Raw genomic sequence first — 13,910 nt, forward strand, 5'->3', positions numbered from 1 at the left:
CAGGGTTACCGGCGTATCGCGCGCAGCCAGCCATTCCAGGGCGGGATCGATAAAGGCGGCCCCCAATGTCGGCTTGGCGATACGCGGCAGCGTAGCCCTGCCCCCCGAAGCATCGATTCGCGCAGAACCCGGGCGGTGAGCCGCGCGGAGCCTTCTGCTGGCGGGGTGTTGAGCACGGCAAGTAGCACGGGCGCAATCAGCTTGGCCCAGACAGGGCCGGCGGCCTCGATCCGCTCGTCTACGGTATCCGAAGCCCCACCGGTCAGGAGGCGAGCGAGCCGAAAATACTCACTCACCCGCGATCCCGGCACGCGCCGGTTCTTCGCGAACACCCACCACGGGATCCGCCCGTCGTTCATTCTAATGGTCCAGCGCTGGCCATCGCTCAGATTGACGAAGGCAAAATCGGCACGATCCGGCCCGGCAAAGGGGGTAGTCGCGCCCACCGTCTCGCGAAAGCGCGCAACCGCATCGTTGCCGGCGAGGACGAGATGATTGCCGTTGTCGATCACCGTCCCCAGCTGCGGATCGTGATAAGATCGACAGCGGCCGCCAGCGTGGGGCGCCGCGTCGTGGACCCGCACGGCAAACCCTGCCTCGACGAGCCGGACCGCCGCCGACAGCCCGGCCAGCCCGGCACCGACAACCGTCGCTCGCGCGAACTTCAACGCATCACCAGAAGTCGGGCCAGCGACCACAGCAACGCGGGCTTGCTCACCCGCACCGGCACGCGCGGCGGCGCCCAGCCCCGCGCCTCCATCTGTGCAAGCAGTTTGGAATAGGCGGCTTCCATCAACCTTGGCGCAATCAGCAGACCAGCGGGACGGGCAGCCAAGATCGCATCGGCGGCGCGATAATGATCGTGAGCGCGCGCCGCGAGCGGCCGCGCCGCTTCGTCCAACCGCGGATCGCTCGTCACCTCGGCGGGCGTGGTAAGGGGAATGCCCGCGCCGGTCAGCGCTTCGGCCGGGAGATACACACGCCCGATCGCCGCATCCTCATCCACGTCGCGCAGAATATTGGTGAACTGAAGCGCGCGCCCGAGATGATGTGCCAGCTCAAGCCCCTCGTTTTCCGGCATGCCGAACACGCGGACGGATAGCCGTCCAACCGCAGAGGCCACTCGATCGCAATAAAGCTCCAGCTCGGCCATGCCAGGCCATCGGATATCGCGGGCGACATCCATTGCCATACCGTCGATCACTGCTTCGAAATCGGCGCGATCCAGGCCGAAACGTTGCACTGCTTCCGCCACGATCGCAGCCCGCCCGGGGTCGCCATCCGCATAAAGCGCGTCGAGATCGAGGCGCCAGGCATCCAGCGCAGCCGCACGCTCTGCTCGCTCGCCGTGCTGGTCGTCAGCGATATCGTCAACCGCGCGGCAGAATGCGTAAATGGCATACATCGCCTCACGCTCTGCCTTCGGCAGCACACGCATTCCCGCGTAAAAAGAGCTGCGCGATGCGCTGGTGAGTTGCACCTCGTTCACGAAGCGCGCCTCAACAAACTCGGGATTGCGGCACCCAGCGCCAGCCACGCCGCCTCGAACTTGCCGTGGTGGACGCGCTCGCTCAACGGATCGCGGCTTTCGAGCCGATCGCAAAGGCTCTCCGCCAGCCGGTGGATCACGGATACCTCTGCCGCCAGCCGCCTGTCCCGGATCGCGGCCGAAAAGCCCTTCGAGCGCGCCAGCAATTCCCGGGTTCGCGCAACGAGCGCGGTGATGATCGCGCGCAACGCCGTGGTCGCCCTGTCACACAAAAGATCGTCCGGCTCCACCCCCGTATCAAGCGGGATGTAGACCCGGCCCAAACCGCGATAGTCCTTGGCACAATCCTGCAGGTGGTTGATTATCTGCAACGCCGCGCACAGCGCATCACTCGCGGGCCACAGATCGCGACTTTCGCCATGCACGTCGAGCACGTATCTCCCAACCGGCATCGCCGAAAGCCGGCAATAGCCGATGAGATCATCCCAGTCGCGGCAGCGCGTCTTGGTGACGTCGCTGAAGAAAGCATCGAGCAGTTCATGCGCGTGTATGGGATCGATCCGGCGCGCAGCCATCACCTCGCGCAGCGCCATCGCCTCGACCGCGCCCTCACCGGAGAGCCCATCGCGCAGGGCTGCGAGCAGCGCCAGCTTTGCCTGCGGGCCGAGCGCCGGATTATCGGCGATATCGTCGGCGGCGCGCGCGAACCGGTAAAAGGCCATTACCGGAACGCGAGCCTCGGGCCGGAGCAGAAAACTCGCTACCGGAAAGTTCTCGTCGTCATGCCCCTTGCCAGAGGCGAGATCGGCCACCTTGGTCATCCGTCCGCGGCCGCCTGCGCCCTGCCCTTCCACATGCCTCCACGCCCCCGAATATGTTGCCACGCGGATAGCAAGGTGCAGCCCGCGTAGAAAGCGGCGATCAGCGGCAGTAACAGGCCCCAGAGTGGCGAACGGCGATAGAAAGCGAGCATTGGCTGTAGCGCGATCGCCATCATTAGCCAGGCCGCCAGCCCAGCGGCCCTCGCCGGCCCGTCAGCAAGCGTTCCCAGCAGCGGCGGCGTGAAATAGACCAGCGCCAGTCCCAAGATCGTTCCTGTCAGCACTGCCGGCGAGTAACGAAGCTGCGCGTAAGCCGATCGTGCAATCATAGCTGCGACCGATCCGAACGTGTCGTACCTTCGGATACTCCGCGAGCGATCCGTGAGGCCGATCCAAATGCGTCCTTGTCGCTTGAGCAACGCGCCCAATGCGCAATCGTCGATCAGCGCGCCGCGGATCGCTGCTATCCCACCCGCTGCCTCCAGTGATACGCGGCGTACCAGCATGCAGCCGCCGGCCGCGGCGCCTGGCCCTCCGCTCCGGTTCACAAGCCCGAACGGATAGAGCATCTGAAAGAAGAAGACGAACGCGGGGATCAGCATCCGCTCTGCAATCGTCTCGCAGCGAAGCTTCGCCATCAGGCTGACCAGCGCGAGCTCGGCGGATTCCGCGCGGGCGACCAGCGTGCGCAACGTATCGGGTGCATGCGCGATATCGGCGTCGGTCAGCCACAGATAGGCCGTCGTCGCGTTCGCGTATTCCACACCCTGGCGGACCGCCCATAACTTGCCTGTCCAGCCGGCGGGCAGTGGCAAGCCAGCGACCACGTCGAGCCGCTCGGCATCGAGCCTGCGGGCGATCCGGCCCGTGCCGTCACTCGAGGAATCGTCCACCAGAACGATGCGAAAGTCGCCCGGATAATCCTGCGCGATCAGGCTGCCGATCAATTCGGCGATCACCTCTGCTTCGTCGCGCGCCGGCACCACGGCGACCACCTTGGGCCATTGCTCCGGCACCGGTGGCAGATCGCGGGTGTCGCGCTCACGCGCTAGCCAGAACCAGTGACGCGCAAACACCAGCACCAGCCAGATCGTCAGCGACAGCAAGCCGATCACCATCCCGGTCAACGGATCATCCCCGCGCGCCGAAACCAACTGATCGCATCGGTCAGTGCCTGCGCATAGGGCCTCGCATGATAGCCGAGCTCCGCCTGCGCCCTGGCCGACGAGAAGAACATCCGATGCTTCGCCATTCGCAAGGAATCGATCGTCAGGAACGGATCACCGCCGGTGATCCGTGCAATTTGCTCGTTCATCCAGGCGAAGGGCAAGAGCGGTGTACGTGGAATGCGCACCGCCGCACCGCCGCGGCCGGCGATAGCAGCGATTTGCCGCAGCATTTCGCCGAGCATCACATCCTGACCGCCCAGAATATAGCGCGCGCCAATTCGTCCCTTGTCCATCGCAAGCAGATGCCCCGCTGCGACATCGTCGACGTGAACAAGGTTCAACCCGGAATTGACATAGGCTGGCATGCGCCCGTTCGCTGCCTCCACCAATATCCGCCCGGTAGGAGTCGGGCGCACGTCACGCGGGCCGATCGGGGTTGATGGTTGGACGATCACCGCAGGCAAACCGCGCTCGGAGACCATCGCCTCGACCAGGCGCTCGGCGATGACCTTGCTGCGTTTATAGGCGCCGACCGCCTGATCCACGGTCGCGGCATCGGTTTCGTCCGCAGCCGCGCCCTCCCGTGGCACCAGGGTGGCGACGCTGGAGGTATAGACCAGGCGCTCGACCCCGGCGGCGAGCGCTGCCTCCATGACGATACGGGTCATGGCTTCATTGTTGCGGATGATCTCGTCCGGGGATGGCGCCCATAATCTATAGTCGGCCGCGACGTGGAACAGATGCTGAACGCCGTGCATCGCCCGAGCTACCGCAGCGGGATCGCGCAAGTCGCCCTCGACCAGCTCGCCGGGAAAATCGGCCAGATTCGCCCGTGCACTAGACGTGCGGACCATCCCGCGCACGCGGCTTCCCCGCGCCGCGAGCGCGCGTGCCACCGCAGACCCGACGAACCCGGATACGCCGGTCACCAACGTCTGCGGGGGTTCAGGCGCGTTCATGCTGGCGGCTCTACACATGCGCGGGCGCGTCGGATAGGACGCAGCGATGGAAGCCGCACTGATCGCGTTCGTCAACTATGCGGCCTTCACTTTGCTCGGGTTGAGCGCAGCGGGCGCACTTTATATGGTGGTCGCTGCGCTCACTTTGCGGCGTTTCTTCAGCCGCCCCATCGCCCACCGGCCGCGCAGAGACGGCGTGACCCTGCTCAAGCCACTCCACGGCGTCGAGCCGCGCCTGATCGATAACCTCGCAACTTTCCTGGTTCTGGATCACGGCGGGCCGGTGCAATTGCTGTGCGGCGTTCAGCGACGAGACGACCCTTCGATAGCCGCGATCGAAGAACTCAGGGCGCGTTTTCCGCAGGCGCGGATAGATTTGGTGATCGATCCGACCCCGCATGGCGCCAATCGCAAGGTTTCCAATCTCATCAACCTGGAGCGGCATATCGCGCATGACGCGATCGTGCTGAGCGACAGCGACATCGCCGTACCGCAGGATTATCTGAGCACTATCCTCACCACACTCGACCAGCCAAACGTGGGCGCCGTCACCCTCGCTTACGCCGGGCGCGGTGACGCCGGCTGCTGGTCCCGCCTCACCGCTGCCGGTCTTAGCTGGCAATTTCTGCCCGGCACGATCGTGGGGTTCGCCTTTGGTTTGGCCCGTCCATGCATGGGTTCGACCATCGCTTTGCGGCGCGAGACGCTAACGGCGATCGGGGGTTTCGGCGCGTTCGCGGATATCCTTGCCGACGATTACGCGATCGGCAATGCGATCGCGGCACGTGGGATGACCGTCGCGATGTCGCGAATATTGGTGACGCACGCTTCGGCCGAACGAAATTTTCGAGAATGGTGGCGGCATGAGGTCCGCTGGTCGGCCACCGTGCGCGATCTCGTTCCGCTTGCGCATGCGGCGAGCGTGGTCTCCATGCCACTGCCACTGGCCCTGCTTGCCGTTCCGCTCCACCCCGGACTGGGCACGATGGTGGCGATCTGCGCGCTGATCGCCCGTCTCTGGGTAGTCGCGGTTGCTGATCGTCTGTCGGGCGATCGCCCGGCACCGCTGTGGCTGTTGCCATTGCGCGATTGCCTGACACTGGCGGTATTTATCGCCGGCATGTGGGTACGGTCGGTTGATTGGCGCGGCTCAAGGCTTAGAATGGAGGAGCACGGCCAGATTTCGGCCGAACCGGAGACTCTCCGCTGATGAAGCGTTCGCTGTTGCTACAAGGCCCCTCGTTCGACGGTTATGACGGCGGCGCGGGTGCGCGCTACCAGATGAAGCGCGAGGTGCGCAGCTTCTGGTATCCGACATGGCTGGCACAACCCGCCGCGATGATCGAGGGCTCGCGCCTGATCGACGCGCCGGCGCACGATCAGGGCTGGGAGGATATCGCGCATGAGGTCGACGGGAAGGAATTGATCGTTCTCCACACCTCGACCCCCAGCTTCAATCAGGATGTGCGCACCGCCGAGTTGATCCGCGCGCGCAATTCACACGCCCTGATCGGGCTGGTCGGCGCGAAGGTTGCGGTGGAGCCAGACAAGAGCCTCGCCGCTTCCGCAGCGATCGATTTCGTCGCGCGGGAAGAATATGAATTCACGCTGCTGGAGATCGCGCAGGGCAAGCCGCTGGCGGAGGTGGACGGCATCACGTGGCGCGGGCCGGATGGCGCATTCATCCGCAACACGGATCGCGCGATGATCGAGGATATGGACGTCCTCCCGATGGTTTCTCCCGTGTACAAGCGCGATCTCACGATAGAAAAGTATTTCGGCGGCTATCTGCGCCATCCGTATGTCAGCTTCTACACCGGGCGCGGATGCAAGAGCCGCTGCACATTCTGCCTTTGGCCGCAGACCATTTCCGGGCATCGCTATCGCTTCCGCTCGATCCCCAAAGTGATCGAGGAGGTCGAATATATCCTGAAGGAGATTCCCGAGACCAAGGAGATCTTCTTCGACGACGACACGCTCACCGACAATCACGACCGCGTCGAGGAACTGGCGAGGGCGCTGGGCGGGCTTGGCTTCGGCAAGCCGGGCTTCCCCGTCTCCTGGAGTTGCAATGCCAAGGCCAACGTTCCGCGCAAGACTCTTGAGGTGCTGAAGGCCAACGGTCTGCGCCTGCTGCTTGTCGGCTACGAGAGCGGCAATCAGCAGATTCTGCACAATATCAAGAAGGGTCTGCGCGTCGATGTCGCACGGCAGTTTACCAAGGATTGCCACGAACTCGGCATCGTCATTCACGGCACCTTCATCCTTGGTCTGCCCGGCGAGACGCTGGAGACGATAGAGGAGACGATCCGCTATTCTATCGAGATCAATCCGCACACGATCCAGGTTTCGCTCGCAGCCCCCTATCCCGGCACCTTCCTTTACAATCAGGCGGTGGAGAACGGATGGTTCGACGGCGGCGACCATCTGCTCACCGATGGCGGCAACCAGATCGCGCAGCTCAGTTACCCGCATCTCAATTCATCGGTGATCTTCGACAAGGTCGAGGAATTCTACAAACGCTTTTATTTCCGACCCCGCAAGATCGGCTCGATCGTGGGCGAGATGGTGCGCGATTGGGATATGATGAAGCGCCGGCTGCGCGAGGGTGTGGAGTTCTTCGATTTCCTGCGTCGCCGGAAGGAGGCTGCCTGATCATGTCGGAGGGCGGACGTGGCCTTGCCGGAATGTCCGTTAACGAGCGGCTGGTTGCGCGCGGTCTGCTCGCCGCATGGGAGGAAGCCGTCAGGGCGCGCGACGCTGACGCCATGACCCTGCTGCTCCGTCGTGCCGCCGTGCCGGATGCGCCCCGCGTCGCTGCCGTCGTCCTCGCCGATCCGGCCGCTTACGGCTTTTAGGCGCGGTGAAGCGGCTGATCGTCACTGCCGACGATTTCGGCGCCTCCGCTGCTGTAAACGAAGCTGTCGAACAGGCGCATCGTTATGGCGTGTTGACGGCGGCGAGCCTGATGGTCGGTGGTGATGCGGCCAGCGATGCCGTAGCCCGTGCGCGCCGCCTGCCCGGCCTCGGTGTCGGCCTCCACATCGTGCTGGTCGAAGGGCGACCGATACTGGCGCCGGAAGCCGTGCCTGCGTTGACGGATGGCTCGGGCATGTTCCGCATCGACATGGCGCGAACCGCTATTTCGATCTTTGCGTCGCCGGCCGCGCGTCGGCAGCTTCGCGCCGAAGTCGAAGCGCAATTCGCCGCCTTCGCAGCAACCGGCCTGCCGCTCGATCATGTGAACGCGCACAAGCATTTCCACCTTCACCCAACGATCGCTGCCACGATCCTCGACGTGGGTCAGCGCTACGGGATGAACTCGATCCGTGCGCCAATCGAGCCCGCCGCCCCGTTGCGGGCGATCGACGGGACGCGGGGCGGCCCCCGCGTCGAAACCGTCTGGGCGAAGCTCCTCCGTCGCCGGATGCGGCGGGCCGGGCTGGCCGTGCCCGATCACGTTTTCGGCCTGGCATGGTCCGGCGCGATGAATGCCTGTCGTATGCGCGGCCTGCTGGATCAGCTCCCTCATGGCCTGACGGAAATCTACACCCATCCAGCGACGGCGCCCTATCCCGGTTCGGCACCCGACTATGATTACGCTGGCGAGCTCGCCGCCCTGACGGACGACCTTGCGAAAAGCGCGATTGAGCGCAACAGCATCCGGCTGGGTCGGTTCGCCGATTTTGTTTGAGGACGCACGCATGAATCTCGTGCCCGATTGGGATCAGTTCGACGCCTCCGCCCCCCTCCCTGCCGGAAATGTGCGTCTGGGGAGCGCCGAGCATCTTACCTTGTTCAGCCGAATGCTGCTCGATACGCACGATCCCTATCGCCCCGCATTGATCGACTGGCCGGAGCTTGAGCCGGAAACGCGCAACAAGATCGTCTCGCTGCCGATCTGGGACATGGCCGTGCAGACCGAAGGACGCACCGGCCTGTTCGTGAAGACGTTTGGCGAGACGGTGCAACACCCGCTGCTCCGCTCCGCTGTCCAGATGGACGCGTTCGAGGAACGTCGCCACAAGGTGGTCCTCGCCGATATGGTGCAATCCTACGGCATCGAGCTTCAGCCCGAGCCGGAATATGCGAAGCCGAAGGATGCCGAATGGGCGTTCATGCGTTCAGGATATTCTGAGTGTATCGACAGCTTCTTCGGCTTCGGCCTGTTCAAGCTGGCAAAGGATACCGGATTCTTCCCGCCCGAACTGATCGACACGTTCGAGCCGGTGATGCGCGAGGAGGGGCGGCACATCCTGTTCTTCGTCAACTGGGTCGCATGGTGGCGTCGCAACATGCCGTGGTGGCGACGCCCCTATTTCGAGGCCAAGGTGATCGTGGTGTGGCTGTTTCTGATCTGGGAGCGGATCGATATGGCCAAGGGCATGGGCGACAACACCAAGGCGCAGGAGAGCAATTTCACACTCAACGGATCGAAGGAACTCGGCGTCGAGGTAACCTTCCCCGAGCTCGCCGCGATCTGCCTGTCGGAAAACGATCGCCGCCTGGCGCCTTATGACCAGCGGTTGATCCGTCCGCGCTTCGTGCCAGGCGCGATCCGCCTCGTGCTCAAGCTCATGCGCAAGCCGCAGCCGGCGTGAGGGTTTCGGCCCGCGTCGCCCTGCTGCTGGCGACGATTGCGGGGCTAGGCATTGCGATCTGGACGTTCGGCGCGACGGGGTTGACCGATATTTTCCGGATCGCCAGCCGGATCGGCTGGGGTGGAGGCCTGCTGTTCTGCGGATGGTCGCTATTCACTTTCGTGCTGCTTGGAGCGGCGTGGCTGGCGGCCGCGCCTGGGGAAGCGACGCGGCGCCTCCTGCAGTTCACGTGGGCGCGGATGGTGCGGGAGGCGGTGTCGGATCTGCTGCCCTTGTCGCAACTCGGGGGGATCGTGATCGGCGCGCGCACGCTCGGCGCATCCGGCATGGCTGGCCCGCGGGTCTATGGATCAATGGTGGTCGATATGACGACGGAGATGGCCGCCCAGCTTGTATACACGCTGTTCGGCCTGGCGATGATCGCATCGCTGCTGATCGACGGGGGCTCCGCGGCTGCGCTTCGACCGATGATCCTTGGCGGCACCGGGGTCATGGCTGCAGTGATCCTGCTCTTCTTTGTTGCGCAGCATTCCGCGCTTGACCTTACTGCGCGCATCGCCGGCCGGATGATCCCGCAGTCGCAAACGGCGCTTGTTGATATCCGCCGCGAGCTGGCGCGCATCTATGCGCAGCGTTGTCGACTTGCGCTATCCTTCGTGTTCAATCTCGGCGCCTGGCTGGCAAGTGGCGCAGGGGCGTGGCTCGCGTTGAAGCTGATGGGCGCGCGTATCTCGATCTGGGATGCGCTGGCGCTGGAAAGCCTGATCTTTACGCTGCGCAGCATCGCCTTTTTCATACCGGGCGCGCTGGGGGTGCAGGAGGCAGCATATGCGGTTGCCGGGCCGTTGTTCGGATTACCGCCGGAAAGCGCGCTCGCGCTGTCACTCGCGAAACGCGCGCGCGATATCGCGATCGGATTGCCGACGCTGATCGCGTGGCAGGCAAGCGAGGTACGCGGCATAATGATGCGAGGCGGCGGCGAATAATCCCGGTCCGGCTTTGAGGTATATCGCAGCCGGCACGTCCGCCATCGTTCTTGTCGGCATCTACCTGACCGCCGTGACCGTTCATTCCGCGCTCGCCGCGCCGATGGCGCAGGTGACAGCAGCCCTCTCCGATCATCAATGACAGGCCGGTTCGTGGTGCGAAGGATGCGCGTCAACGCTCAGCAAGACTGCTGATCTATCGCATAAGGAATCGATTGCACGGAACGAGCACAGGCGTCGCGGATTTGATGAGTCTGCGCAAGGAGACGCCAATTGGCTGCACGTCCATACTGGAAGGGCCAGATCCGCCTGGCGCTCGTGTCCATCCCGGTTGAAATTTACTCGGCGACCAGGAGCGGCGCGACGATCGCCTTCAACCAGATACACGAGCCATCTGGCCAGCGAATCAAATATGAGAAGGTCGTCCCGGGCATCGGCCCGGTCGATGTGGACGAGATCGTCAAGGGCTTCGAATATGCCAAGGGCGAATATGTCCTGCTCGACGAAAATGAGATCGAGGGCGTCAAACTGGAGAGCAAGAAGACGCTCGAACTGACCCAGTTTGTGGACGCGCACGATGTCGACATGATCTATTTCGAGAAGCCCTATTATGTCGTGCCGGCCGACGATCTCGCCGAAGAGGCATTCGTCGTGCTGCGTGAAGCGCTGCGCCGCACGCGCAAGATCGGGCTCGGGCAGCTTGCGATGCGCGGTCGCGAATATGTCGTCAGCATCAAGGCCTGCGGACGCGGCATGGTAATGGAAACGCTGCGCTACGCGGACGAGGTGAACAAGGCGTCGAGCTATTTCCGCGAGATCGATGATATCGAGCCCGACGAGGAACTGCTCGATCTCGCCACCTCGCTGATAGAAAAGAAGACGGGCAAATTCGACGCCGCGGATTTCCACGATCGCTATGCGGACGCGCTCAAGGAGCTCATAGAGCGCAAGAAAAAAGGCAAGACGCTCAATATCGAGAGCGATGACAAGGGCACGGACCCACGCGGCTCCAATGTGGTCGACCTGATGGCGGCGCTGAAGAAATCGCTTGGCGGAACGGAAAAGGCGGTGACGAGCAAATCCTCGAGAAAGCCCGCCACGAAGCCGGTTTCGACCAAGACCAAGGCCAAGGCCAAGCCGTCAACGACTGCGCCGGCGCGCAAGCGGGCATGAGGCGAGGAACCGCAAAAGCCACGGTCAGCCCGGCGAAAGATCCGCTCGCCCGCTATCGCGAGAAGCGCGACTTCACGCGCACGTCCGAACCTTCGGGCGCTACCGCGCCGACGAGCGGCAACGGTTTCGTCGTACAAAAGCATGCCGCATCCCGCCTCCACTACGACTTTCGCCTCGAACTCGATGGTGCGCTGGTCAGCTGGGCCGTAACGCGCGGCCCTAGCAGCAATCCCGACGACAAGCGCCTGGCGGTGCGAACCGAGGATCATCCGCTCGATTATGCCCGGTTTGAAGGGACGATCCCCAAGGGAGAATATGGCGGCGGCACCGTGATGCTTTGGGACAACGGCACCTGGGAACCGATCGCCGGCAAGGACCCGCGCAAGACCCTGTCCGACGGCCACCTGCATTTCATCCTTCACGGCCGCCGCATGCGTGGCGAATGGATTCTCTTTCGCCTGAAACCGCGGGGAAGGGAGAAGCGCGAAAACTGGATCCTGCGCAAGGTGCAGGATGAATTTGCCGGCGGCTCCGACGATCTGGTTGGAACGCATGTTACCAGCGTCGACAGCGGGCGGACCATGGACGAGATCGCAGCCGGCAAGGCCACGCCAAAACGCAGGAAAGACGAGCCCGGGCCAGCTACGGTTACCACAAGCCGCAAGGCGGCGCCGGCCGGTCGCAGGAGGATCGCGGGCACACCGCCAGCTTTCCAGCCCGTGCAGCTCGCCACCCTTGTCGATCACGTGCCTTCCGGCGATCGCTGGCTGCACGAGTTGAAATACGACGGCTACCGGACCCTTCTCGCGATCGGCGGCGGCGAGGGTCGCGCTTACACGCGATCCGGGCTCGACTGGTCAGATCGCTTCGCAGGGCTGATCGACAGCGCGGTGAAGCTGAACGCCGACAGCGCGCTGATCGATGGCGAGGCCGTGGTGACGCTGCCTGACGGCCGCACCAGTTTTCAGGCGCTGCAGGCCGCGCTCAAGAGCGATCCTGCTCGCATCGACTATTTTGCCTTCGATTTGCTCGAACTCGACGGCAAGGATCTCACCCTCCTGCCCTTGCTGGAGCGCAAGCGACGGCTGGCCGCGCTGATCGGCGATGAGCCGGGCCGCATCCGCTATTCGGACCATATCGTTGGCAAGGGCGAGAAGCTGCTTGAACGATTTTGCGGTGCCGGCCTCGAAGGTGTCATATCGAAGCGCATTGACGCGGCATATAGCGGTTCCCGGAGCGGCACCTGGGTGAAAACCAAATGCACCCGGCGGCAGGAGTTCGTCATCGTCGGCTGGACGCCATCGGACAAGCAGCGCAGGTTTCGCTCCTTGCTGCTTGGCGTCAACGACAATGGCGAGCTTCGCTATGCCGGCAAGGTAGGGACCGGCTTCACCGGCGACGAGATCGAGCGCCTGATGGGGATAATGGCGCCGCTCGCGCGGAAGACACCGACCGTCAATGCACCGGCCGCAGCGGTTCGCGGCGCGCACTGGATCAAGCCGACGCTGGTCGCCGAAGTTGCCTTCATCGAATTTACCGACGAGGGCGTGCTGCGCCATTCAAGCTATCTCGGGCTCCGTGAGGACAAAAAGCCCGAAGCGGTCGTGATCGAAACGGAAACCCCTGTCGCGATCGCCGCCCCGACCGAGCGCAGCGGGATCACGATCAGCCATCGTGAACGCGTGATCTTTGCCGAGGGAAAACTCACCAAAGGCCAGCTCGCCGATTATTACGAGATCGTCGCGCCGATCATGCTGCCGTGGGCCGGCAGCCGCCCGATCAGCCTCGTGCGCTGCCCGCAGGGACGATCGAAGAAGTGCTTCTTTCAGAAACATGATGCCGGCAGCTTCGGCGATGAGGTGAAGAAAGTCGGTATTCGCGGGAAGGACGGCAGCGAAGAGCCCTATTTGTTTGTCGATAACGCGGCGGGGCTGCTGGCCTGCGTACAAATGGGTACTATCGAGTTTCATGGCTGGGGCGCGCGGATCGAGGACGTCGAGAAGGCTGACCGGCTGGTGTTCGATCTCGATCCCGACGAGGCACTCGACTTCAGCGAGGTCGTCTCGGCCGCATTCCACGTTCGCGATGCGCTGGCCCAGATGGGGCTGATTACTTTCCCGATGCTGACCGGCGGCAAGGGCATCCACGTCATCGCGCCGCTCACTCCCGCAGCCGAATGGCCACAGGTCAAGGATTTCGCGCACCGCTTCGCCGTGGCGCTCGCTCAGGCTGAGCCCACGCGTTTCACCGCAGCGCTGGTGAAAGCCAAGCGGTCAGGCCGCATCTTCGTCGATTATCTCCGCAACCAGCGCGGTGCCACCGCAGTCCTGCCCTATAGCGCGCGCGCGCGCGAGTTCGCACCGATCGCAGTGCCGCTGACATGGGAGGAACTGCGCGATATCGATGGCGCTTCGCACTGGCACATCGGTGACGGTGCCGAGATGATAAAGCGGGCGAACTCGAAGAACCTCGTTCATTGGGGCCGCGCGGACCAGATCCTGCCGGATTTGTGATCGCCGCTAGGAGCGGCCACCACGCCAATCGACGGGCCTATCGCACGTCCACGCGGCGATTTCCGCCACGACTGTAGAATTCCTCCCGGCGCTTCGATCGCTGAGAATAACGGATCGCTGGACGGGCCTCGCTGCGGATGGTGCCATCGCCCCAAGCCCGGCTGCTCCGATCGGAGCGATCTCCAGACCGATGGCGCAG

13 protein-coding genes are annotated in these 13,910 nt (G+C 63.8%); 8 read left to right on the forward strand and 5 right to left on the reverse strand.

All coding sequences use genetic code 11. The features are described 5' to 3' along the window. Window positions 1-5: 5 nt before the first annotated feature. From ACM61V_RS12005 to hpnA, 5 genes are read right to left on the reverse strand one after another with little or no spacing between them, the layout of a single operon-like run. A complete protein-coding gene (locus ACM61V_RS12005; RefSeq protein ID WP_419714021.1) occupies window positions 6-668 on the reverse strand; it encodes an FAD-dependent oxidoreductase in 663 nt (220 codons plus the stop codon). Beyond that, window positions 665-1,489: a presqualene diphosphate synthase HpnD gene (gene hpnD / locus ACM61V_RS12010; protein ID WP_283214543.1), complete on the reverse strand. Its 825-nt coding sequence runs from the start codon at window positions 1,487-1,489 to the stop codon at window positions 665-667. The genes ACM61V_RS12005 and hpnD overlap by 4 nt, the downstream gene beginning before the upstream one ends. Beyond that, window positions 1,486-2,310 (reverse strand): squalene synthase HpnC, encoded by an 825-nt coding sequence (hpnC, locus tag ACM61V_RS12015; RefSeq protein WP_137786509.1) that lies wholly within the window; start codon window positions 2,308-2,310, stop codon window positions 1,486-1,488. The genes hpnD and hpnC overlap by 4 nt, the downstream gene beginning before the upstream one ends. Further along, complete coding sequence (locus ACM61V_RS12020; protein WP_419714264.1) at window positions 2,307-3,428, reverse strand: glycosyltransferase; 1,122 nt, start codon at window positions 3,426-3,428, stop codon at window positions 2,307-2,309. The genes hpnC and ACM61V_RS12020 overlap by 4 nt, the downstream gene beginning before the upstream one ends. A gap of 5 nt (window positions 3,429-3,433) precedes the next feature. After that, window positions 3,434-4,438, reverse strand: a complete 1,005-nt coding sequence (gene hpnA, locus ACM61V_RS12025) for a hopanoid-associated sugar epimerase (RefSeq protein ID WP_137786510.1) — start codon at window positions 4,436-4,438, stop codon at window positions 3,434-3,436. Window positions 4,439-4,484: 46 nt separating this feature from the next. Here hpnA and hpnI point away from each other — a divergent pair, with 46 nt between their 5' ends. The 8 genes from hpnI (at window position 4,485) to ligD (ending at window position 13,711) form a co-directional block, all read left to right on the forward strand. Next, window positions 4,485-5,648: a bacteriohopanetetrol glucosamine biosynthesis glycosyltransferase HpnI gene (gene hpnI, locus ACM61V_RS12030; protein ID WP_137786511.1), complete on the forward strand. Its 1,164-nt coding sequence runs from the start codon at window positions 4,485-4,487 to the stop codon at window positions 5,646-5,648. Then, window positions 5,648-7,093 carry a hopanoid biosynthesis associated radical SAM protein HpnJ gene (gene hpnJ / locus ACM61V_RS12035; protein ID WP_137786512.1) on the forward strand — a complete coding sequence of 482 codons (1,446 nt, stop codon included), beginning with the start codon at window positions 5,648-5,650 and terminating at the stop codon, window positions 7,091-7,093. The genes hpnI and hpnJ overlap by 1 nt, the downstream gene beginning before the upstream one ends. A gap of 2 nt (window positions 7,094-7,095) precedes the next feature. Next, window positions 7,096-7,296: a hypothetical protein gene (locus ACM61V_RS12040; RefSeq protein ID WP_137786513.1), complete on the forward strand. Its 201-nt coding sequence runs from the start codon at window positions 7,096-7,098 to the stop codon at window positions 7,294-7,296. 5 nt (window positions 7,297-7,301) lie between these two features. Beyond that, entirely contained in the window at window positions 7,302-8,132 is an 831-nt protein-coding gene (gene hpnK / locus ACM61V_RS12045; RefSeq protein ID WP_137786514.1) for a hopanoid biosynthesis-associated protein HpnK, read from the forward strand. A gap of 112 nt (window positions 8,133-8,244) precedes the next feature. Beyond that, window positions 8,245-9,039, forward strand: a complete 795-nt coding sequence (locus ACM61V_RS12050) for a ferritin-like domain-containing protein (RefSeq protein ID WP_419714265.1) — start codon at window positions 8,245-8,247, stop codon at window positions 9,037-9,039. Next, window positions 9,036-10,025 (forward strand): lysylphosphatidylglycerol synthase domain-containing protein, encoded by a 990-nt coding sequence (locus ACM61V_RS12055; RefSeq protein ID WP_171007551.1) that lies wholly within the window; start codon window positions 9,036-9,038, stop codon window positions 10,023-10,025. Before ACM61V_RS12050 ends, ACM61V_RS12055 begins: the two co-directional genes overlap by 4 nt. Before the next feature lie 273 nt (window positions 10,026-10,298). Next, window positions 10,299-11,198, forward strand: coding sequence for a Ku protein (locus ACM61V_RS12060; RefSeq protein ID WP_137786516.1), 900 nt, complete (start codon window positions 10,299-10,301; stop codon window positions 11,196-11,198). Then, window positions 11,195-13,711: a DNA ligase D gene (gene ligD, locus ACM61V_RS12065; RefSeq protein ID WP_137786517.1), complete on the forward strand. Its 2,517-nt coding sequence runs from the start codon at window positions 11,195-11,197 to the stop codon at window positions 13,709-13,711. The genes ACM61V_RS12060 and ligD overlap by 4 nt, the downstream gene beginning before the upstream one ends. The last annotated feature ends 199 nt before the right edge of the window (window positions 13,712-13,910 follow it).

The sequence above is a fragment of the Sphingomonas sp. TX0543 genome (assembly GCF_048565505.1).
GTDB lineage: Bacteria > Pseudomonadota > Alphaproteobacteria > Sphingomonadales > Sphingomonadaceae > Sphingomonas.

Bases quoted from the DNA above. Each gene is read 5' to 3' on its own strand.
- ligD (WP_137786517.1), top strand. From the start codon at position 11,195: ATGAGGCGAGGAACCGCAAAAGCCACGGTCAGCCCGGCGAAAGATCCG.
- ACM61V_RS12020 (WP_419714264.1), bottom strand. From the start codon at position 3,428: ATGGTGATCGGCTTGCTGTCGCTGACGATCTGGCTGGTGCTGGTGTTT.
- ACM61V_RS12050 (WP_419714265.1), top strand. From the start codon at position 8,245: ATGCTGCTCGATACGCACGATCCCTATCGCCCCGCATTGATCGACTGG.
- ACM61V_RS12040 (WP_137786513.1), top strand. From the start codon at position 7,096: ATGTCGGAGGGCGGACGTGGCCTTGCCGGAATGTCCGTTAACGAGCGG.
- hpnJ (WP_137786512.1), top strand. From the start codon at position 5,648: ATGAAGCGTTCGCTGTTGCTACAAGGCCCCTCGTTCGACGGTTATGAC.
- hpnI (WP_137786511.1), top strand. From the start codon at position 4,485: ATGGAAGCCGCACTGATCGCGTTCGTCAACTATGCGGCCTTCACTTTG.
- hpnC (WP_137786509.1), bottom strand. From the start codon at position 2,310: ATGACCAAGGTGGCCGATCTCGCCTCTGGCAAGGGGCATGACGACGAG.
- hpnA (WP_137786510.1), bottom strand. From the start codon at position 4,438: ATGAACGCGCCTGAACCCCCGCAGACGTTGGTGACCGGCGTATCCGGG.